16 protein-coding genes and 1 tRNA gene are annotated in these 20,615 nt (G+C 61.9%); 11 read left to right on the plus strand and 6 right to left on the minus strand.

The genetic code is table 11. The annotated features are described in order from the left end of the window. Window positions 1–32 precede the first annotated feature (32 nt). Entirely contained in the window at window positions 33–1,541 is a 1,509-nt protein-coding gene (gene fliD / locus R8871_RS23930; RefSeq protein WP_175052694.1) for a flagellar filament capping protein FliD, read from the plus strand. A 90-nt stretch (window positions 1,542–1,631) separates the two neighbouring features. Here the strand turns inward: fliD and R8871_RS23935 are convergent, their stop codons facing one another. The 3 genes from R8871_RS23935 to trxB form a co-directional block, all read right to left on the minus strand. Then, on the minus strand, window positions 1,632–2,252 hold the full coding sequence (locus R8871_RS23935) for a trimeric intracellular cation channel family protein (RefSeq protein WP_175052894.1): 621 nt from the start codon (window positions 2,250–2,252) through the stop codon (window positions 1,632–1,634). A 13-nt stretch (window positions 2,253–2,265) separates the two neighbouring features. Continuing rightward, a complete protein-coding gene (locus R8871_RS23940; RefSeq protein ID WP_175052695.1) occupies window positions 2,266–3,024 on the minus strand; it encodes a Smr/MutS family protein in 759 nt (252 codons plus the stop codon). 163 nt (window positions 3,025–3,187) lie between these two features. Continuing rightward, complete coding sequence (trxB, locus tag R8871_RS23945) at window positions 3,188–4,186, minus strand: thioredoxin-disulfide reductase (RefSeq protein ID WP_175052696.1); 999 nt, start codon at window positions 4,184–4,186, stop codon at window positions 3,188–3,190. 346 nt (window positions 4,187–4,532) lie between these two features. Between trxB and R8871_RS23950 the strand changes: the two genes are divergently transcribed. Together R8871_RS23950 and lolA are read left to right on the plus strand one after the other, a co-directional pair. Beyond that, on the plus strand, window positions 4,533–6,848 hold the full coding sequence (locus R8871_RS23950; RefSeq protein WP_175052697.1) for a DNA translocase FtsK: 2,316 nt from the start codon (window positions 4,533–4,535) through the stop codon (window positions 6,846–6,848). Between the two features lie 216 nt (window positions 6,849–7,064). Then, the gene (gene lolA, locus R8871_RS23955) at window positions 7,065–7,802 is read left to right on the plus strand and encodes an outer membrane lipoprotein chaperone LolA (protein WP_175052698.1); all 738 of its coding nucleotides are present in this window, start codon (window positions 7,065–7,067) and stop codon (window positions 7,800–7,802) included. Window positions 7,803–7,887: 85 nt separating this feature from the next. On the opposite strand, the gene R8871_RS23960 is transcribed toward lolA, so the two are convergent. Beyond that, entirely contained in the window at window positions 7,888–8,808 is a 921-nt protein-coding gene (locus R8871_RS23960) for a LysR family transcriptional regulator (protein WP_175052699.1), read from the minus strand. A 171-nt stretch (window positions 8,809–8,979) separates the two neighbouring features. Between R8871_RS23960 and speB the strand changes: the two genes are divergently transcribed. Then, the gene (gene speB / locus R8871_RS23965) at window positions 8,980–9,969 is read left to right on the plus strand and encodes an agmatinase (protein ID WP_175052700.1); all 990 of its coding nucleotides are present in this window, start codon (window positions 8,980–8,982) and stop codon (window positions 9,967–9,969) included. Window positions 9,970–10,062: 93 nt separating this feature from the next. Here speB and cytX read toward each other — a convergent pair whose 3' ends face one another. After that, a complete protein-coding gene (gene cytX / locus R8871_RS23970) occupies window positions 10,063–11,379 on the minus strand; it encodes a putative hydroxymethylpyrimidine transporter CytX (RefSeq protein ID WP_175052701.1) in 1,317 nt (438 codons plus the stop codon). A 448-nt stretch (window positions 11,380–11,827) separates the two neighbouring features. Here cytX and R8871_RS23975 point away from each other — a divergent pair, with 448 nt between their 5' ends. The 3 genes from R8871_RS23975 (at window position 11,828) to R8871_RS23985 (ending at window position 14,847) form a co-directional block, all read left to right on the plus strand. Further along, the gene (locus R8871_RS23975; protein WP_175052702.1) at window positions 11,828–13,141 is read left to right on the plus strand and encodes a replication-associated recombination protein A; all 1,314 of its coding nucleotides are present in this window, start codon (window positions 11,828–11,830) and stop codon (window positions 13,139–13,141) included. A gap of 136 nt (window positions 13,142–13,277) precedes the next feature. Further along, on the plus strand, window positions 13,278–14,573 hold the full coding sequence (gene serS / locus R8871_RS23980) for a serine--tRNA ligase (RefSeq protein WP_175052703.1): 1,296 nt from the start codon (window positions 13,278–13,280) through the stop codon (window positions 14,571–14,573). Between the two features lie 184 nt (window positions 14,574–14,757). Continuing rightward, window positions 14,758–14,847, plus strand: a tRNA-Ser gene (locus R8871_RS23985). Between the two features lie 103 nt (window positions 14,848–14,950). Here R8871_RS23985 and R8871_RS23990 read toward each other — a convergent pair. Next, window positions 14,951–15,472, minus strand: a complete 522-nt coding sequence (locus R8871_RS23990; protein WP_175052704.1) for a hypothetical protein — start codon at window positions 15,470–15,472, stop codon at window positions 14,951–14,953. A gap of 757 nt (window positions 15,473–16,229) precedes the next feature. Here R8871_RS23990 and R8871_RS23995 point away from each other — a divergent pair. The 4 genes from R8871_RS23995 to R8871_RS24010 all read left to right on the plus strand — a co-directional run bounded on the left by R8871_RS23995 (window position 16,230) and on the right by R8871_RS24010 (window position 20,609). Continuing rightward, the gene (locus tag R8871_RS23995; protein WP_175052705.1) at window positions 16,230–16,988 is read left to right on the plus strand and encodes a hypothetical protein; all 759 of its coding nucleotides are present in this window, start codon (window positions 16,230–16,232) and stop codon (window positions 16,986–16,988) included. A 42-nt stretch (window positions 16,989–17,030) separates the two neighbouring features. Then, entirely contained in the window at window positions 17,031–18,212 is a 1,182-nt protein-coding gene (locus tag R8871_RS24000; protein WP_175052706.1) for a transporter substrate-binding and LysM peptidoglycan-binding domain-containing protein, read from the plus strand. Window positions 18,213–18,456: 244 nt separating this feature from the next. Continuing rightward, entirely contained in the window at window positions 18,457–19,761 is a 1,305-nt protein-coding gene (locus R8871_RS24005; RefSeq protein WP_175052707.1) for an NAD(P)/FAD-dependent oxidoreductase, read from the plus strand. After that, window positions 19,758–20,609 (plus strand): DUF1365 domain-containing protein, encoded by an 852-nt coding sequence (locus R8871_RS24010; RefSeq protein ID WP_175052708.1) that lies wholly within the window; start codon window positions 19,758–19,760, stop codon window positions 20,607–20,609. Before R8871_RS24005 ends, R8871_RS24010 begins: the two co-directional genes overlap by 4 nt. Window positions 20,610–20,615 lie beyond the last annotated feature (6 nt).

Consider the following 20,615-nt stretch of genomic DNA (forward strand, 5'->3'; position numbering starts at 1 on the left):
ATAACGAATAACTCGACGCACGGAGCCTTTGCATGTCAACGATCACCACGTCTGTGAACAGCGCGACTGCTAACGCACAAAGCCAGGTGCAGCAAGCGGCGCAATCGATTATCAGCGGTTCCACGGGCAACTCGACGATGGACGTGGCGACGCTGGTGTCGGCCCTCGTGAATGCGAAGACGGCCGGCCAGACGGCGGCGCTGAAGGCCAAACAGACGAGCGATACCACGACCTTATCCGCGTTCGGCGCCCTGAGCTCCGCGTTGAACGCCTTGCAGGCAGCGATCAAGAGTCTCTCCGACGGAACCACCCTGTCGACCTTCGGCGCCACCGCGAGCGGCAAAGGCATGGATCCCAAGGCGGGCCCCGGCGCGGTCGCCGGCAGCTATTCGATCGATGTCAAGCAGATCGCTGCGTCGCAGAGTCTCTCGTCGGCGGCGTTCGATGCCACGGCCAAGTTGGGCACCGGCAAGCTGACCATCTCGATCGGCGGCAAGTCGACGGATGTCACGATCGACAGCACCAACAACACGCTGAGCGGTATCGCCAATGCGATCAACAAGGCCGGCAACAATCCGGGCGTCACGGCCACCATTGTGACCGGCACGGGTGGCGCCCACCTGGTGTTGCGCTCGACCACCACCGGCGCGGCCAACACGATCAACGTGTCCACCAGCAACGTCCAGAACGACACAGGCCTGTCGAGCCTGGGCGTAACCTCCACGCCGGGTGCGAACGGCGCGGCGTCCACGATCGTGTCCTCGGATACCAGCAAAGCCTGGCAGCAAAGCGAGGCCGCTCAGGACGCGCTGTTCACCATCGGCGGGATTGCCGCGAGCAGTTCCGCGAACGCGGTCACGGCGGCAATTTCCGGCGTCACGCTGAACCTGTCGAGCGCCGCGGTCGGCACCACGCAAACACTGACGATCGCGCCGGATACGACCGCGCAGAACACGGCCATCACCAATTTCGCCAATCTCTACAACACCGTCGTCACGACCATCAACTCGCTGTCCTCGTACGACAAGACGTCGAAAACCGGCGGCGCACTGCTCGGCGATTCGACGCTGACGACGATCAAGAATTCGTTGGCGTCGATCGTCGGCGGGGGCGTCGGCACGGGTTCTTCGGCGATCGGGCTCGCTTCGATCGGTATTACGCTGAAGGGCGACCCGGCGGACGGCACGCTGGTCATCGACAGCAAGAAGCTGAGTACGGCGCTCACCAGCAGCCCGGCGCAGGTCGCCGCGTTGTTCAACTCGACCAACGGCATCGGCGCAAAGTTGAACAAGAGCATTACCGATTTCGTGAAGACGGGCGGCATCATCGACACCCGCAGCACAGCGTTGAATGCCGACCTGAAGAGCATCACCACGCAGCAGACCACGCTCGCCAATTACAGCGCGCAATTGACGAAGCAGTACCAGAATCAGTTCACCGCGCTCAACACGCTGATGGCGACAATGAACAACAACTCCCAGTACCTGACGGCGCTGTTTGGCGGCTCGAAGAGTGCGGGGGCGTTGGCGACCAACAAGTAAGGCTGCCTTAAAGGGCGCGCCGCCTGATTCCGGGCGGCGCGCTTTGGATGAAGGCAGTTTGGTGAAGCAAGCAAGCTCAGTGAAGCAAGCTTAGTGAGGCAGCCGGACGTTGAACCTGAACGTCGCCAGCCTCGCGAGCAGGATAAAAGCGGTGGCGATCAACACGCTATAAACCGTATCGACGTTCATGTAGTCCAGCAGCACGTACAGCCAGCACCCCACGAAAGCGCATGTCGCGTACGGCCGCGAATCGCGCAAAATCAGCGGCACCTCGTTGCACAGCACGTCGCGAATCACGCCGCCGAATACGCCTGCCAACACCCCCATCATCACCGACGTGAACCACGGCATCTGCGCGTCGTGCGCGATCGACGTGCCTGAAATGCTGAACAAGCCCAGCCCGATCGCATCGGCCACCAGCAGGACGCGCTCGGAGAGCAGCCGCGACGTCATCTTCAGGAGCGTTGGCGCAAACAACGACATCACGAAAATCGCGATCAGATAGGTCTGATGCTCGACCCAGTAAAAGGGCCGCCGCTCGAGCAGCACGTCGCGCAACGTGCCACCGCCGAAGGCCGTCGCGATGGCCACGAGGAAGGTGCCCACAGCGTCGAGCCGGCGAGTCCTCGCTTCGATAAAACCGGAAATCGCGTACGCGAAAATAGCCAGCGCTTCCATGATGGTCAGCGCCAGCGTCAGCCTCGGATGGATCACCGGGACTCCGTCAGGACTTGGGGGAAGCCGGCAATGCGCCCGGCTGCAACAGAACAACCACCGCACCCGCGCCGCCGTCATGCGGACGCGCCTGGCAGAACGCAATCACCTCGGACTTCTGCACGAGCCACGCGCGCACTTTGCCCTTCAATACGGGTTCTTTTCCAATCGACCCGAGGCCCTTGCCGTGGATCACGCGCAAACACCGCAGGCCACGTTTCACCGACTCACGAATGAATTCGGCCAGTGCCTCGCGCGCTTCCTCGCGACGCATGCCGTGCAGGTCGATCTGTGCCTGCACGATCCAGTCGCCGCGCCGCAGTTTGCGTACGACTTCCTGGCTCACGCCGGGACGGCAATAGGAGAGCGTTTCGTCGGTTTCGAGCAGGACCTCGGGATCGAACTCGTCGGAGATCGCTTCGTGCAACACGGCTTCTTCGTCGAGTCTGGTTTGCACCGGCAGCGGCGGCGGAGGATTGCGCGGCAAGCTGGCGCGCGGCGGGACCGCCAGTGGCGCAACCGCGCCGATCTCGCGGCGAAACAGATCGGCATCCGCTGACGCTTCGCGTTGCGCTGCTGCTGCAGCCGCACGCTCGCGTTCACGGCGTTGCGTGTCGCCCTTTAACGCATCGCGCAACGCGCCGAGGCCGGCCAGGCCGGCGGCCGGCTCGATCTTCGGTTTGACGGCGGGTGCGAGTACCTCGGGCGCGGGCCTGGCAACAGCTCGGGCGCGCTTCGGTTCGCTAGGGTGGGGCTGATTCTTCGGCATATCGGTAATACACAGAAAAGTAGATCGATCGCGCGAATCCGACGCGAACAGAATGCAAACAGGACGCAAAAAAGGCCGCCGGCTTCTCAGCCGCGGCCTTCTTCAAAGCTGGCGGCCGGGCTATGCCCAGCCGCCATTTTACCGTTGCACCTGATGTTTCAGATTAGCGGTCGGCTTCTGCGCTCATCACGTGTTCGCCGATCTCATCGAGCGTTTCCAGATAACGTTGCGCGTCGAGCGCGGCCATACAGCCCGTGCCCGCGCTGGTGATTGCCTGACGATAGACGTGGTCCTGCACGTCGCCCGCTGCGAACACGCCCGGCACGCTGGTCGCCGTTGCGAAACCGTTCAGGCCGCCCTTGGTGATGATGTAGCCGTTCTTCATCTCCAGCTGGCCGGCGAAAATGTCCGTGTTCGGCTTGTGGCCGATCGCGACGAAGATGCCTTGCAGCGCGATATCCGTGGTGTCGCCGGTTTGCGTGTTCTTGATACGCAGGCCGGTTACGCCGGACTGGTCGCCGGTCACTTCGTCGAGCGTGCTGTTCCATTTGATCTCGACCAGGCCTTCCTTTTCCTTCGCCAGCAAGCGGTCGATCAGGATCGGTTCGGCGCGGAACTTGTCGCGGCGATGGATCACTGTCACCTTTTTGGCGATGCCGGAAAGGTAGAGGGCTTCCTCGACCGCGGTATTGCCGCCGCCGATCACGGCCACATGTTGTTGCTTGTAGAAGAAACCGTCGCAGGTGGCGCAAGCCGACACGCCCTTGCCCATGAACAATTCTTCAGACGGCAGGCCGAGATACTGCGCCGATGCGCCGGTCGAAATGATCAGCGAGTCGCAGGTGTATTCGCCCGAGTCGCCGATCAGGCGGATCGGCTTTTCATCCAGCTTGGCCGTATGGATATGGTCGAAAATGATTTCGGTGTTGAAGCGCTCGGCGTGCTCCAGGAAGCGCTGCATCAACTCCGGGCCTTGCACGCCGTTGCCGTCCGCCGGCCAGTTTTCGACGTCGGTCGTGGTCATCAGCTGGCCGCCCTGGGCGAGACCCGTGATCATCACCGGCGACAGGTTGGCGCGTGCCGCGTAGACCGCTGCCGTGTAGCCGGCAGGACCGGAACCGAGAATCAGAACTTTGGCGTGTTTCGTGGAAGTAGCGGGCATGATCGAAATCCTTTTACGGCGCCCGGCTCGCCCATGCGAGGCCGCGCGACTTGAGCTGAGACTATAGATGGGTATCAGAGCGGCATTATAAAGGGCGGCACGCCGGCCTGCTCCATGAAGCTTTCCGATCGTGGCGATAGCGTTGCCGCGGGCTTCGGCGGCCGTTCGTGTGGTCGATCGGCTAAGTTACCGTCATTTACAGCCTCGCGTGAGGCACTGCGTTTACAATAGGCCGCATCGATGGATCCGGCAGCCGGGACCGGGTCTGGAGCCGCCTTAAGGGTCGCTTCGGGCCGCTTCGGGCCGCGACTCCAGCGGCAAATCGGCCACACAAGCAACAGGATCAATGGCAAAAGCTCCCTATTCCGCGAGCGCGCAGGCATTGCCGCACCGCATGTCGCGCCTTTTCACCGAAATCCGCTGGATCTTGCAGGTCGCGCTCGGCGTGTTCCTGCTCATGGCGCTCGTCAGCTACAGCCGGCACGATCCGAGCTGGACGCACGCCGCGCAGGTCGACCATATCGCCAACTGGGCGGGCCGCGTCGGCGCGTGGACGTCCGACATCCTGCTGCTGCTGTTCGGGCTGTCCGCCTACTGGTGGATCGTGCTGCTCGGCCGCCATATCTCGGCCAATTACCGCCGTATCACCCGTCACGAGGAATTGCAGGAAGACGCGCCGCGCGATGCCGGCTGGTTCGCGGACGCGTTCGCGTTCATGCTGGTGTTGCTCGCCTGCGACGGTATCGAAGCGCTGCGCATGTGGTCGCTGAAAGTGCAGTTGCCGCGGGCGCCGGGCGGCGTAATCGGCGAGGCGGTCGCGCGCGGCATATCGCATGCGCTCGGCTTCACGGGCGGCACGCTGGCCCTACTTATCGTGCTCGGCATCGGTTTGTCGCTGTATTTCCGTTTTTCGTGGTTGTCGGTGTCGGAAAAGGTCGGCGAGTCGATCATCTCAGCGGTCACTTTCGCCAAGCTGCGCCGCGAGGCCGGCCGCGACCGTAAATTGGGCGAAGCCGCCGCCGTGAAGCGCGAAGGCAAGGTCGAAAAGGGCCGCGTGCGGATCGAGGAACACGAGCCGGTCATGATCGTGCCGCCGATCGTCACGCCCGCCAAATCGGAGCGCGTCGAGAAAGAGCGGCAAGTGCCGCTGTTCACGGACCTGCCGGGCGACTCCACCTTGCCGCCTATCTCGCTGCTCGACGCAGCGCCGGCCGCGCAGGAAACCATTTCCGCCGATACGCTCGAATTCACTTCGCGCCTGATCGAGAAGAAGCTCAAGGACTTCGGCGTCGAAGTGAGCGTGGTCGCCGCGTATCCGGGGCCGGTCGTTACGCGTTATGAAATCGAGCCGGCTACCGGTGTGAAGGGCAGCCAGATCGTCGGTCTGGCCAAAGATCTCGCGCGTTCGCTGTCGCTGGTGTCGATTCGCGTGGTCGAAACGATTCCGGGCAAGAATTTCATGGCGCTGGAGTTGCCGAACCAGCGCCGTCAGACCGTGAGTCTCTCGGAGATTCTCGGCTCGGCAGTCTATGCGGACGCGGCTTCGCCGCTCACTATGGGTCTGGGCAAGGACATCGGCGGCAAGCCGGTGTGCGCCGACCTCGCGAAAATGCCGCACTTGCTGGTGGCCGGTACGACCGGTTCGGGCAAGTCGGTGGGTATCAACGCGATGATCCTCTCGCTGCTCTACAAGGCGAGCGCCGACCAGGTCCGCATGATCCTGATCGATCCGAAGATGCTCGAAATGAGCGTCTACGAAGGCATTCCGCATCTGCTCTGCCCGGTGGTCACCGACATGCGCCAGGCCGGTCACGCGCTCAATTGGGCGGTGGCCGAAATGGAGCGCCGCTACAAGCTGATGAGCAAGCTCGGTGTGCGTAACCTCGCCGGCTACAACAACAAGATCGACGAAGCCACCAAGCGCGAAGAGAAGCTGCCGAATCCGTTCAGCCTGACGCCGGACGATCCAGAACCGTTGTCGCGTCTGCCGAACATCGTCGTCGTGATTGACGAATTGGCCGACCTGATGATGGTGGTCGGCAAGAAGGTTGAAGAGCTGATCGCGCGGATCGCGCAGAAAGCGCGCGCGGCCGGCATCCATCTGATTCTGGCTACACAACGTCCGTCGGTCGACGTGATCACCGGCCTGATCAAGGCCAACGTGCCGACGCGCATGGCCTTCCAGGTGTCATCGAAGATCGACTCGCGCACGATTCTCGACCAGCAGGGCGCGGAGTCGCTGCTCGGTATGGGCGACATGCTGTACCTGCCACCGGGCAGCGGTTTGCCGGTGCGCGTGCACGGCGCGTTCGTGTCGGACGAGGAAGTGCATCGCGTCGTCGACAAGCTCAAGGAGCAGGGCGAGCCGAACTATATCGAGGGCATCCTTGAAGGTGGCGTGACGGGCGAGGGCGATGAAGGCTCAGCGGGTGCCGGGGGATCCGGCTCGGGCGACGGCGAGGCGGATCCGTTGTACGACCAGGCGGTCGATGTGGTGCTGAAGAACCGCCGTGCGTCGATCTCGCTGGTGCAGCGGCATTTGCGCATCGGCTATAACCGCGCGGCGCGCCTGCTCGAACAGATGGAGAACTCGGGCGTGGTGTCGGCGATGTCGTCGAACGGCAATCGAGAGATTCTTGCACCGGCGCGAGAAGCGGAATAGGCGGTCTACACGGCCAGCCCACCGAACCAGCGGCAAGACGCAGGGCATAAACGCCGTATAAGCCCCGCTTAAGGCTTCTTGCTTAAGCTGTGACCCAAGGCTGAGGGTTCGTCCCTCAGCTGCGCGGTTCACGCTAGCCGCCACGGTCACCCGGCCGCTGTCCTCACCATCCGCCGGCGTGACCGCCCAACAAATTCAATCAAGGGAGAAAACACCATGCAGCTATTCGCGCAGCAGCACGCTCGACAGAGTGCTCAACCCAACCGTGTCGGCCAACTCGCGCGCAAGATCGTGCGCGGCTTGGGCAGTGTGGCAATCGGTGCGTCGATGCTCGTCGCGTCGCAGGCATTCGCGAGCGGCACCGAGCAACTGAAGGCGTTCGTCGCGCAAGTGCATTCCGCGCGCGGTACCTTCGTGCAGCAGGAAGTGCGCGCGCCGAGCAAGGCGCAGGGTGCAAGCGGTGCGAGCGGTGTCCTGTCCACGACGGGCAAGACTGGCACGTCGAGCGGCACGTTCACGTTCGCGCGCCCCGGCAAGTTCATCTGGCAATACGAGAAGCCCTACGCGCAACTGCTGCAGGCCGACGGCGACAAGCTCTACGTGTACGACAAGGATCTGAACCAGGTGACGGTGCGCAGTCTCGGCGGCGCGCTCGGCGCGAGCCCGGCGGCGATCCTGTTCGGCAGCAACGATCTGGACAAGAACTTCACGCTGCATGATGCAGGCGTGAAGGCCGGCATCGACTGGCTCGAACTGACGCCCAAGGCGAAAGACACGCAGTTTCAACGCGTTGGCATCGGCTTCAAGGACGGCAATCTTGAAGCGATGGAGCTGCACGATGTGTTCGGCAACGTGACGCTGCTGACGTTCTCGAACATTCAGAAGAACCCGCCGCTACCGGCCGACGCGTTCAAGTTCACGGTGCCGAAGGGCGCGGATGTGATCAACGGTTAAGCTGCCGCAATTTGTCTCTGCAATGAAAAAGCCGCGCATCGGTTGCGCGGCTTTTTCTTTTGGCGGCGCGTGCAACGCCGAACCGCTACTCATCCACTTCCAGCACCTGCATGGGATGCGCGGCCTTCATATCGTCGATAAACGCTTCAACGATATCCGTTCGATGCTGCCGCGCCCGCGTGACCATATGGAACGCCACGCGGTACTTCATCTGTGCGGGATTCAACGCGGCCAACAAGCCTTGCTTCACGAACGGCGCCGCGAAATGCCCAGGCAAATAGCCGAGATGATGCCCTGACAACACCAGCATCGCGACCGCTTCCATGTTGTCCGCGACGGCGGTGACGTTCTGCGGCGAGGTCGAACTTTCGGCTTCCGGCAGGGGATAACTGCGCCACGCCCATTCGTGAGCCGCGGCTTCGACGGGGGGCACTTCGCCGGCAGAAGCGAACAGCGGATGTCCCTTCGCGCAATACGCGAACTGATCTTCGGCGAACACCTCGGTGTATTCGAGCGACGGCACGCGATGCCAGAAATAGCCGATGCCGATCTGAATGCGGCCGTTCAGCAGCAGTTCTTCGAGTTCACCCGGCGAGCGCACCAGAATCGAAAACCGCACCGACTGATCGCGTGCCCGAAACCGGCCGATCGCATCGCTGATGCGCGCGCTTGCCGATACCGGCGTGTGGCCGATCATGCCAATATCGAGCGTGCCGACCAGTTTGCGGCCGACATTGCGCGCCTGCATGCCGAACGTATCGACGGCGGACAGTAGGGCGCGGGCTGCGTCGATAAATTGCTCGCCGCGCGCGGTCAGGCTGAAGCCGCCCCGGCCGCGCTCGCACAGCCGGTAACCGAGGCGCGTTTCCAGCGTGGCGAGTTGCGTGCTGATGGTCGACTGGCCGACGTTGAGCGTGGCCTGGGCCGGCGAGACGCCGCCGGCGTCGACGATGGCGAGGAAGACGCGGATCAGCCGCAGGTCAAGATCGGTGAGTTGGGAGAACATACGGCAGGATACATCGCTACGAATCAATGTGAAGTTTATTCTGTTCGTATTTTAACTTGCGGGAAACTGCTCAAGAATCGAGATTCGCCCGGCAAGGTGCGCTTTTTCTATTGATCCCTCGGCCGGTTGCACGTATTTGCTTACTGCCCCTCTTTTCATTGCCGAGACACGATGAATACTTCCTCCTTCATTTCCCCCGACGCCGGTGAACGGCCGCAGCCGCTGTCCGGCAACGCCATGCCTCGCTGCGGCGGCATTGCGACGATGATGAGGCTGCCGAACGTCGGCTCGGCCGAAGGGTTCGACGCCTGCTTCGTGGGCGTGCCGTTCGATCTCGGCACCTCGAACCGCACCGGCGCGCGCTTCGGGCCGCGCCAGATTCGCAGCGAATCGGTGCTGCTGCGTCCGTACAACATGGCCACCCGCGCCGCGCCGTTCGATTCGCTGCGCGTGGCCGATCTCGGCGATGTCGCAATCAATCCGTACAACCTGCACGATTCGATCAGGCGCATCGAAACCGCCTACGACGAAATTCTCCAGCACAACTGCAAGCCGATCACACTGGGCGGCGATCACACGATCGCGCTGCCGATCCTGCGCGCGATTCATCGCAAGCACGGCAAGGTCGGTCTGATTCACGTGGATGCGCATGCCGACGTCAACGACACGATGATGGGCGAGAAGATCGCGCACGGCACGCCGTTCCGTCGCGCGGTGGAGGAGGGCTTGCTGGATTGCGACCGCGTCGTGCAGATCGGTCTGCGTGGCACGGGCTACGCGGCTGAAGACTTCGACTGGTGCCGCGATCAGGGCTTCGAAGTCGTGCAGGCCGAGGCGTGCTGGAACCAGTCGCTGGCGCCGCTGATGGCGCGTGTGCGTGAACGCATGGGCGACGGTCCGGTGTACATCACCTTCGACATCGACGGTATCGATCCGGCGTTTGCGCCGGGTACGGGCACGCCGGAAATCGCCGGTTTGACGGTGCCGCAGGCGCTGGAAATCATTCGCGGCTCGCATGGCTTGAACATCGTCGGCTGCGATCTGGTTGAGGTGGCACCGCCGTACGATCCGTTCGGCACGACCGCATTGCTCGGTGCGAATCTCGCGTTCGAATTGCTGTGTGTGTTGCCGGGTGTCGAGTATCGGGCGTCGAAGCGTTGAACTGCGTATTGAGCTGATCAAGCTTGATGGCGCATAAAGAGAAAAGGCCTGCATTTGCAGGCCTTTTCTTCATTGCAGTGATGCTCCAGCGACTCAAGCGTAGGCAGTCTTCCGCGCCGACACCAGCGCCAGATAACATGCCGCGCCGATGACCAACGCGGGCAACGTAGCCCCCAGATTCGGCAGCCATTGATTGATCACCTGATACGCGGCGATCCCGATTGCCCACGAGATAAATGCGCTCAGATGCCAGCCTCCCGAGAAGCCGTAACGGCCGCGCACATCGCCGAGCACGGCGGCTTCAATGCGACGCTTGCGCACGATGAAGTGATCCACCAGCACCACGCCGAACAGCGGCGCGAACACCGAGCCGATCAGCAGCAGGAAGTTCTGATACTTCGCCATCGGCACGAGCAAGGCGATCGCCGTGCACAGCGCGCCGAATGCCGCCGACAACAACGGCACGCTGCCGCGCGTCCAGAACGTGCCGGTCGAGACCGCTGCCGAGTGGATGTCGGCGAACGCGTTGTCCACTTCGTCGATCAGGATCAGCAGCAGGGCGAGACCGCCGCCTGCTTGCGCCAGCGCGCCGGTCAAGAGCGCATCGCCACCGCCGGCCGCGAGACCGTAGATCGCGCCGAGCGCGTAAAACCAGATGTTCGCAATGCCATAGCCGAGCAGCGTGCCGCGGAACGTCTCGCCGGGGCGTCGGCCGAAGCGTGTGTAGTCGGCGATCAGCGGCAGCCACGAAAGCGGCATCGCGACCACCAGGTCGATTGCTCCGCCGAACGACATCTCGCCAGTGCCCGGACGGCGCATCAACTCGGCCAGATCGTGCTTGGCAAGCAGATTCCACGAGAGCCACGCGGCGCCGGCCAGCAGCAGCCAGATGCCCCACGTGCGCAGAAATCGCCGCACGAACGACAGCGGGCCGCTGATCGCCAGCAGCGTTGCAAGCAAACCGAAGATCACGGTCCAGATCAGCGGCATCGAGAAACCGAAGGCCTGCTTGGCGAGCGCATCGGCGGAATCGCGCATCACGATCACCTCGAACGAGCCCCAGCCGACCAGTTGCACCGCGTTCAGCACGGCAGGCACCGAGGCGCCTCGTACCCCGAGCGTCGGCCGCAACGACGACATCGCCGCGAGCCCGGTATCCGTGCCGATCACGCCGGCCAGCGCCAGCAATACGACGCCGATCACGCTGCCGATCACGATCGCCAGCAACGCATGCGGCAGCGACAGCCCGGGCACCAGCAGCGCGCCCGCCTGCGCGACCAGCAGGCCGATGCCGAGCGAGAACCAGAGCGCGAAAGCGTCGCCGGTGCGGAAGGCGCGGCGCGCGTCGGGCACCGGCGTGAGCGGTGCGTAGGTGGAGCCGGCGTCGCCGGCGAGTGGATCTTGTGCCATCTAATCTTGTCCCTGTGTCGACCGGCGTTAGTGCGTTACTCCGGTCCCATGCAACGTAGTTGCGGTTGGTGTTGCTTCTAAATTCGTGTGCGATGCCGGTGTTGCCGGTCAAACCGCGCGCGATGATAGCCTGTCAGGCTGTCGGCGAGATTACGGGCTAAGCGGCGCGCTTATCAGGCTGCGATTTTGCCAGCTGAGCGATCTGCGCGGTTATCGGTCTCGTTAGCCTGCTGATTCGGGTGCTTTTTGCGCTGTTCACCACTCATGATCTTGCTCGAACCTTGCTGCTCGAATCGCTCCGGCACAGCGCACGGCCATCGCCCGGGCGCCGTCGCTGTCATAATGCTCGACGTTGCCCGCACCTTTGCGTGCCGGCTTTGTCCATCCGGCAGCACGCCGCCTTCATACGGACCGCGTCCGGAAAAGCCGAGATTATCCCCAAAACGTCATGTTTGAAGAAACCCGTGCCAATGTTCCGCTCGCCGAACGCCTGCGGCCCCGCAATATCGACGAAGTGATCGGCCAGAAGCACCTGCTCGGCCAGAACAAGCCGTTGCGGGTCGCTTTCGAATCCGGCGAAGCCCATTCGATGATCCTCTGGGGCCCGCCCGGCGTCGGCAAAACCACGCTCGCGCGGCTCATGGCCGACGCGTTTCATGCCGAGTTCATCGCGTTGTCCGCGGTGCTCTCGGGCGTGAAGGATATCCGCGAAGCCGTTGAGACCGCGCAGATTCATCGCGCGAACGGGCACCAGACGCTCGTGTTCGTCGACGAAGTGCATCGCTTCAACAAGAGCCAGCAGGACGCGTTCTTGCCGCACGTCGAGTCGGGGCTGTTCGTGTTTGTCGGCGCGACGACCGAGAATCCGTCGTTCGAGGTGAACAGCGCGTTGCTCTCGCGAGCCGCCGTCTACGTGCTGAAAAGCCTCACCGACGAAGAACAACGAGAACTGCTCGATCGCGCGCAAAAAGAACTCGGCGGCCTTACGTTCACAGACGAAGCCCGCGACGCCCTGATCGGTTCCGCCGACGGCGACGGCCGCAAGCTGCTGAACAACCTGGAAATCGTCGCGCGCGCGGCGGCCCAGCAAAAGAGCACCGAAATCGACGGCGCTTTGCTTGGCAGCGCGCTCGCCGAGAATCTGCGCCGCTTCGACAAAGGCGGCGACGCATTTTACGACCAGATCAGCGCGTTGCATAAATCGGTGCGCGGCAGCAGCCCGGACGGCGCGCTGTACTGGTTCTGCCGCATGCTCGACGGCGGCGCGGATCCGCGTTATCTCGCGCGGCGCATCGTGCGCATGGCGTGGGAAGACATCGGCCTCGCCGACCCGCGCGCGGCCCGCATCGCGCTCGACGCCTCCGAAACCTACGAGCGCCTCGGCACACCCGAAGGCGAACTGGCGCTGGCGCAGGCGATCATCTATCTGGCGGTCGCGCCGAAGTCGAACGCCGGGTACAACGCCTACAACGAGGCTCGGCGGTTCGTCAGCAAGGACCAGTCGCGCGGCGTGCCGGTGCATCTGCGTAACGCGCCGACCAAGCTGATGAAGGAACTTGGCTACGGTCACGAATACCGTTACGCGCACGACGAACCCGATGCCTACGCGGCTGGCGAGACCTATCTGCCGGACAACATGCGCGACCCGCATTGGTACGAGCCGACGCCGCGCGGTCTTGAAGGCAAGATCGGCGACAAGATGGCGCGTCTGGCCGAGCTCGACGCGCAGTGGCGCAGCGAGAACAAGCCGAAAAAGGGCTGAGCCTTTTCGCCCGTGCTTCTGCGGTCGTTTCAGATGCCGTGCCGCCATTCCGCACGCCTTGACCATCTAACGCACCGGCCGCCCGCGCCGGTGCGCTAAAATCGCTGCTTCATACAACGAACACCTGCCCCGTCCCATGCTCGACATCCAGCTGCTGCGCAAAGACCTCGACGGCGTCGCCAAACGCCTCGCCGACCGCGGCTATACCCTCGACGTGGCGGCCTTCGCCGCCCTCGAAGCGGAACGCCGCGACACCCAGACCCGTACCGAAGAGATGCAGGCGCGCCGCAACACCCTGTCGAAGCAGATCGGCGGGATGAAAGGGCGGGGCGAGGATACGTCGGCGCTGATGGCCGAAGTGGGCGGTATCGGCGACGAGATGAAAGCGTCGGCGGCCAAGCTGGACGACATCCAGAAGCGTCTGTCCGACCTGCTGCTCGGCGTGCCGAACCTGGCGCACGAAAGCGTGCCCGCAGGCAAGGACGAAACCGAGAACGTCGAAGTACGCCGCTGGGGCACGCCTCGCCAGTTCGATTTTGAGGTGAAGGATCACGTCGACGTCGGCACGCCGCTCGGCCTCGATTTTGAGACCGGCGCAAAACTGTCGGGCGCGCGTTTTACCTTGCTGCGCGGACAGATTGCGCGGCTGCATCGCGCGCTGGCGCAGTTCATGATCGACACGCACACGCTGCACCACGGCTACACCGAGGTGTACACGCCGTATATCGTGAATCCTGAGATTCTGTACGGCACCGGCCAACTGCCGAAATTCGCCGACGACATGTTCCGCGTCGAGAAGGGCGGTGAAGAGAATACGGTCACGCAGTATCTGATTTCGACTTCGGAAATTTCGCTGACAAACACGGTGCGCGACAGCATCGTCGAAGCGGACACGTTGCCGATCAAGCTCACCGCGCATTCGCCGTGCTTCCGCTCGGAAGCGGGTTCGTATGGCCGTGACACGCGTGGGCTCATCCGCCAGCATCAGTTCGACAAGGTCGAGATGGTGCAGATCGTCGCGCCGGAAACGTCGTATGACGCGCTGGAGCAGATGGTCGGCCACGCTGAGGCAATTCTGCAGAAGCTTGAACTGCCGTACCGCGTGATTACGCTGTGCACAGGCGACATGGGTTTCTCGGCTGCCAAGACGTATGACCTGGAAGTGTGGGTGCCTGCGCAGAATACGTATCGCGAGATCTCGAGCTGCTCGAACACGGAGTCGTTCCAGGCTCGCCGGATGCAGGCGCGTTTCCGCAATGCGCAAGGCAAGCCGGAGCTGGTGCATACGCTGAACGGTTCGGGTCTGGCGGTTGGCCGTACGCTCGTGGCTGTGCTGGAGAATTTCCAGAACGCGGATGGCTCGGTGACGGTACCGGTGGCGCTGCGTCCTTACCTCGGCGGAGTGGAACGGCTGGAAGTGCCGGCGGCCTGATTGGCGCTGGGCTGATGCGCGGTTAAGGCCGCTACCGATTGCCAAGTCCCTTTGAAATTTTTTGGCCGAGGGGCTTGGAAATCGGATTCAGCTGTTCTATAATCTTTCTCTCCCAAGCAGCGACCCGCTTGGATCTGACGAAATTGCAACCAAGTAGCCTTGTTTGCTGTGAGTTGGAAGACCCGGAAAGGTGGCAGAGTGGTCGAATGCGCTGGACTCGAAATCCAGTGTACCTTTAGGGGTACCGTGAGTTCGAATCTCACCCTTTCCGCCAAATTTAAAAACCCCCGCTGAGCGAAAGTTCAGCGGGGGTTTTGCTTTTGGGTCGTCCGAATTTGGGTCGTCCGAATTTGAGTCGTCTGAATCGCGTGCCCGGCTCAAAACCCATGCCAAACAGAAAGCGTCGCGCCCGTATCGTGCGAATGGAGAACTGCCACACGTGCAGTTCCAGAAAAGACCCAGTCGTTGACGCTCAACGACAGTCTTCGCTGCGGTTGCGCACCGAGCGTTAGCGTCGTGTTCGGCAACTGGACTATCGAGAGTTGCGGCGCCGTCGACGGCCCTAGATTGAGATAACTCGATGTCTGCTGCGGCGCGGCCTCAGGCGTTGGCGTTGCCGCGCTCCCAGCGCCAAATCGGAACTCGCGAATCGCCTGCGTGCTATAGAAATTATCGACTTGCGCGTAAAACGGCTTTCCCTGGTCCGACTGATATTCCATTTCATAGCGGTGCAAATACCGTTGTGGCTCCGGAATCGGCGGAGCAACCGTCTCGGGCAGAGGCGCGATGTTCGCAACGGTCATCGCTTCGGGCAGGTCGGTGGCAACGCCACCCGCGAACGCATATCCGTTCAGAACAAGGAATATTGCGCCGACAATCCTTTCGTTCAGGCAGGTCATGGCCGTGCCTCCAATGAAGGAATTGAAACGTCACGCTAGTGACCGCTATGCCTGAATGGACCGACGACCGCCCCTGCAATCTCGCTTTTATCAATACATTGTAGTCAGCCCTTTGCGTCTGGCTAGCAATGTATGCAGCATCACCGTGCTACGGAGATTGATGCGGGAGACGGTACGGGCTGGCGCGTGAGCGAGCCAGGCCGGCACCTTGAACGCATCGGATATGAAACGTTAATTTGAATCGATCGTCATTCGTTCTCTTTATCCATGCTGTCGCTGGCTACGGGACCATTTGATCATTGCGCGCCTCCGCATCGCCCGTTTGATTGCGCTGCGAGGCATTCTTCACCACCCAACTTTGCTTCATCCAAAACGATGCAAATAAAGCGAGCACAGCATCAAATTTATGCGATTCACATAATGGACATGTGCGGTTTCAGGTCGCAAGAAAGAATCCACTCACTGCAGACGCACGAATTGAAAGCAATTAGAAAATAATCCGATGCTTGTTTGTCATAAATATCTCCGCCTGCGTTCGACACGTGCAGCCATTGCCCATTAGGCCGATTCGAGTTCGTGACCCGCCGAATCAGGGTGAAAAAGAAGTGGCACTTCCCGAGTCGCCTGAGTGCCTGTAAAGTCATACAGCGTTTTCGCGTCGAGTCCAAAAACACAGACACCAAACGCATAGCCACAACGATGTCCCGAACAGTTTGCAAGACCAGTTTTGTAAAACAGGCTTCAAAAGGGGATTCACATGTCAGTCGGCAATTCGGTCGTTGACACGACCAGAAGCAGCACGAAATACAAAGTCATCAAGTGGTCGATTATCGGGCTGTGCATCGCCATCGGCGCGCCGCTCGCCATCCTGCTGGTCAAAGGCCTGGTCGGCCTGATCCTCGCGGCGGTGATTGGGCTTGCGGCGATCAACTTCGGTCCCGTTCTCGCCATGAAGTTCGCGAACCAGAAGGTCAAGATGTTCGTGAACGAAGCGAAGTCAAACCCGATCGAGACGCTCTACAACGAACTGGCCGAAAAGCAGGAAGGAGCCGAGCGGTTCAAGAAGAGCATCACCGATTTCCGCACCGAAGTAAAAAACTTCGAAGATAAAACCGCGCAGTTCAAAAAGCAGTATCCCGAAGACGCGGCTCGTTTTGAGACCCAACTCGCGACGATGAGAAAACTGCTCGCGTTTCGCGAGGGGCGCTACAAGCAGGTTCAGGACGAACTCAAGCGATTCTCCGACGCGATCGATCGGGCCAAAGCGCTGTGGGACATGTCGCAATCCGCGCAACGCATGAACAAGATCGCCGGCATGCAATCGAGCGACACGTTCGCGCAAATCAAAACCGACGCCGCACTCGATTCGGTGATGAACTCGGTCAACAAAGCATTTTCCGAAATGGAAACGTCGCTGATGGAAAGCGCGGAAGTGCAGCAAGCCAAGGCCGCTACCGAGATAGGCGCGATCAGTCAGCCCGCCCAGCAACTCGGCTCGCCCGCGGCGCCCAAATAATCTGGCGCTCACCGCTCGACTACTCAACTCGATCAAAAAATAATGAAGAAAATTCTGGGTTCGGTTCTTTTCCTGATCTTGCTGGCTGCCGGCTGGTATATCCACGAAGGCGGCCTGAAAAATCCACTTAACAGCAGCCAGAGCGCCGACAAGGACACCGTCGCGGTGAATGGCGGGGTGAATGGCGGGGCGAATGCGGTCGACACCGGCAACCCCAGCAGCGCCGACGTCAAAACGCCGGCACCGAGCAATCCGGACGGTTTCGTGCCCAACAAGGACACGCTGAAGTCGATCCTCGGCAACGGTGTCGTGCGCGTCAGTGTCGAAAATCCCTCGCGGCCGTTTTACTCGGAAGACAACGGCAAGCCGCAAGGCTTCAACGTCGACTTCGCCAATCTGCTGTTCGCCCAGAAAGAGTTCACCTCGGGCGACCATCCGACCATCGCCGTCGACACGCACCACGGCGTGGATACGTATCCGGCAGTCCCCGATCAACTGACGAAAACCGACAAGCAGGGCAACGCGGTCGTCGACGTCGCCATGGACGGCCTGACGTTCCCCGACAACACCCCGAGCGGCGTCGTCTATTCGATTCCCTATGTGGAGGACTTCGGCTATTCGTTGATCGTCGCCAAGGGTTCGCCGGTCCGCTCCGCCGCCGATCTGGCGGGCAAAACGGTCGGCGTGCTGCAGGGCGATCCGGACGTGAAAGCGTATGTCCAGAAAGCGTTCCCGAATAGCAAGATCGTCGAACTATCGGATGCGAGTATCGAAGGCCAGCGTTCCTGGATGTCGCACTTCCTGGACGACCATCAGGTCGACGCCATCGTCTACGACTATCCGTTCGGGGTATCGGAGATCAAGGGCACCGATCTGACGTTCGCGGTCACGAAGCTGGACGGTTCCAACCTCGCGTACAAAATCGGCGTACGCAAGGAAGACAGCGCGCTCCTGATCTACCTGAATTCCGCGATCGCGAAGGTCAAGCAGTCGCCGGCCTATCTGGACCTGCTGCGTAAATACTTCATCAGCGACCAGGTGCTCACCACCGCTGCGACCGGCGGCGAGAAGACCTACGTGGTCCGCTCAGGCGACACGCTGAATGCCATTGCCGCGAGCCAGTTGGGAAGCGGTGCGCGATTTGTTGACGTGCAGAAGCGCAATAACCTGCCAAACCCCAACCTCATCCTGATCGGTCAGCACCTGATCATTCCGGTGCGCTGAGGCGGTAGATTTTTCATGCCGGGCCTTCGCGGCCCGGCATGAACAACACGGCCTGATTGCCAATGTGAGGACGTCGTACGCCGGCTAGCTCTGTCTCGCCGGGTCGCGTGCCCGTGTCTGCCGCCCAAAATCCGCCAGATTTGCATCCGTTTCAACCCCCGCTGCGTAAATCCCCTCAAGGACGCGCAACCCCCGCCATACCCAACTAACCAACCGCGCGCCCCTGAAACCAGGAGACGCGCCAATGACCCATTCCGCACCGACCTCACCACTACCGCGCGGCTCGCGGGTCGCGGTTATCGGCGCCGGTATTTCGGGTTTAGCCAGCGCCTATTTGCTGGCGCGCAACCATCAGGTCACGCTGTTTGAGTCGGCAGGCTACGCGGGTGGCCATACCAACACGGTGGACGTCACGCTCGAGGGCCACACGCATCCCGTCGACACGGGCTTCCTGGTTTTCAACGACCGCACCTATCCGAACCTGATTGCGCTGTTCGCCGAACTGGGCGTCGAGTCGCATCCGAGTGAAATGACCTTCTCGGTCTCGCTCGACGAAGGCCGGCTCGAATGGGCCGGCACCAGCCTGAACACCGTGTTCGCGCAACGTCGCAACCTGTTCTCGCCGACCTTCATCGGCATGCTGCGCGACATCATGCGTTTCAACAGCAGCGCGCAAAGCAATCTCGATCTCGCGATAGAAACACGCGCATCGATGGGCGAACTGCTGACGGCCGGTGGCTACGGCGGCGCGTTCCAGCGCCACTACCTGCTGCCGATGGCCGCGGCGATCTGGTCGAGCGCGACCGCCGACATTCTCGCGTTCCCGGCCACCACGTTCCTGCGCTTTTGTCTGAACCATGCGCTGCTTCAGGTGAACCGCCGGCCGCAGTGGAAAACGGTGGTCGGAGGAGGACGCGAGTATGTGCGGCGTATCGTCGGCACGCTAGACGACGTCCGTATCGGCACCGCAGTCAAAGGTGTGCGACGCGATGCAGACGGCGTCGATGTCTTCACGGACAAGGGTACGGAGCGCTTCGACGCGCTGGTGCTCGCCACGCACGCGCCGACCTCGCTGCGCCTGCTGGACAACGACGCCGATCAGGACGAGCGCAACGTGCTGGGCGCCGTGCGCTACCAGCCGAACGTCGCGGTGCTGCATACGGATACGAATCTGCTGCCGCGTCGTCAGCGTGTGTGGTCGGCGTGGAATTATCTGGGGAGCCGCGCGGTGGACGGCACGCATCCGGTGTGCGTCAGTTATCTGGTCAATCAACTGCAGCCGCTGCCGTTCAGAACACCGCTTGTCGTCACGCTTAATCCGGTGACGCAGCCCGCGCCGGGCACCGAGTTGCGCCGCTTCGTCTACGACCATCCGTTGTTCGATCTGGCCGCCATCGATGCGCAACACCGTTTGCCGTCGCTGCAAGGCAAGCGTCGAACATGGTTTGCGGGCGCATGGACGGGCTATGGTTTTCACGAGGACGGTCTGAAATCGGCACTGCGCGTGGCCGCCGATTTCGGCTCATCGCCGGCGTGGGCCAAACTATGAATCCGGCTCACGTCGAAACCAACGTTGATCCGGCTGCCTGGATTTTGACGGGCCAGGTGATGCACGAGCGTCTGCGGCCGAAGCATCATCGCTTCACGTACCCGGTGTTTTGCGTGCGCTGCGACCTGGATCGTCTTGCGTCACTCGATCGCGGCTGGTTCGGCGTCGATCGCTGGCGGCCGCTCAGCTTGCACCAACGCGATCACGGCCCACGCGACGGCAGCGATCTCGCCACATGGATGCGCGCGCAACTATCGGCGGCAGGTATTGAAGCAGCGGACGGCAAGATCTGGCTGCAAGCGTTTCCGCGTGTGTTCGGCTATGCGTTCAATCCGGTCAGTTTCTGGTTTTGCCACGATCGCGACGGTCGTTTGCGCGCGCTGCTGACTGAGGTGCGCAATACCTTCGGCGATCGTCACAGCTATCTGCTGAGTGCCGTGGGCAACGCGCCGATCACGGCTGAAACGGAGCTCAAATGCCGAAAAGTGCTGCACGTGTCGCCATTTTGCCGCGTCGAAGGGACCTACGAATTTCGTGTGAGAGAGACGCCAAACAGCGCGTTGGTCTCAATCGACTATCAGGACGTTGACGGTTTGCTGATCCGCACGGCGCTGGGTGGCCGATTGAAACCCTTAACGCGCTCGACGGCGCTCGGCGCGTTGATCCGCCAGCCGTTGTTGACCGTCGGCGTCGTCGCACGCATTCATTGGCAGGCGTTGCGCCTTGCCATCAAGAAAGCGCCGTTCTACGGCAAACATCCCGCGCCGGCCGGCACCGCCGACACACCTGCCAATCACGCCGCAGCCGGCCAACCGTCCGCCGCTGTGCGCCCCATTTCGTCCGATTGAGGAGAT

This window comes from Paraburkholderia sediminicola (assembly GCF_902859805.1).
Classification (GTDB): domain Bacteria; phylum Pseudomonadota; class Gammaproteobacteria; order Burkholderiales; family Burkholderiaceae; genus Paraburkholderia; species Paraburkholderia sediminicola.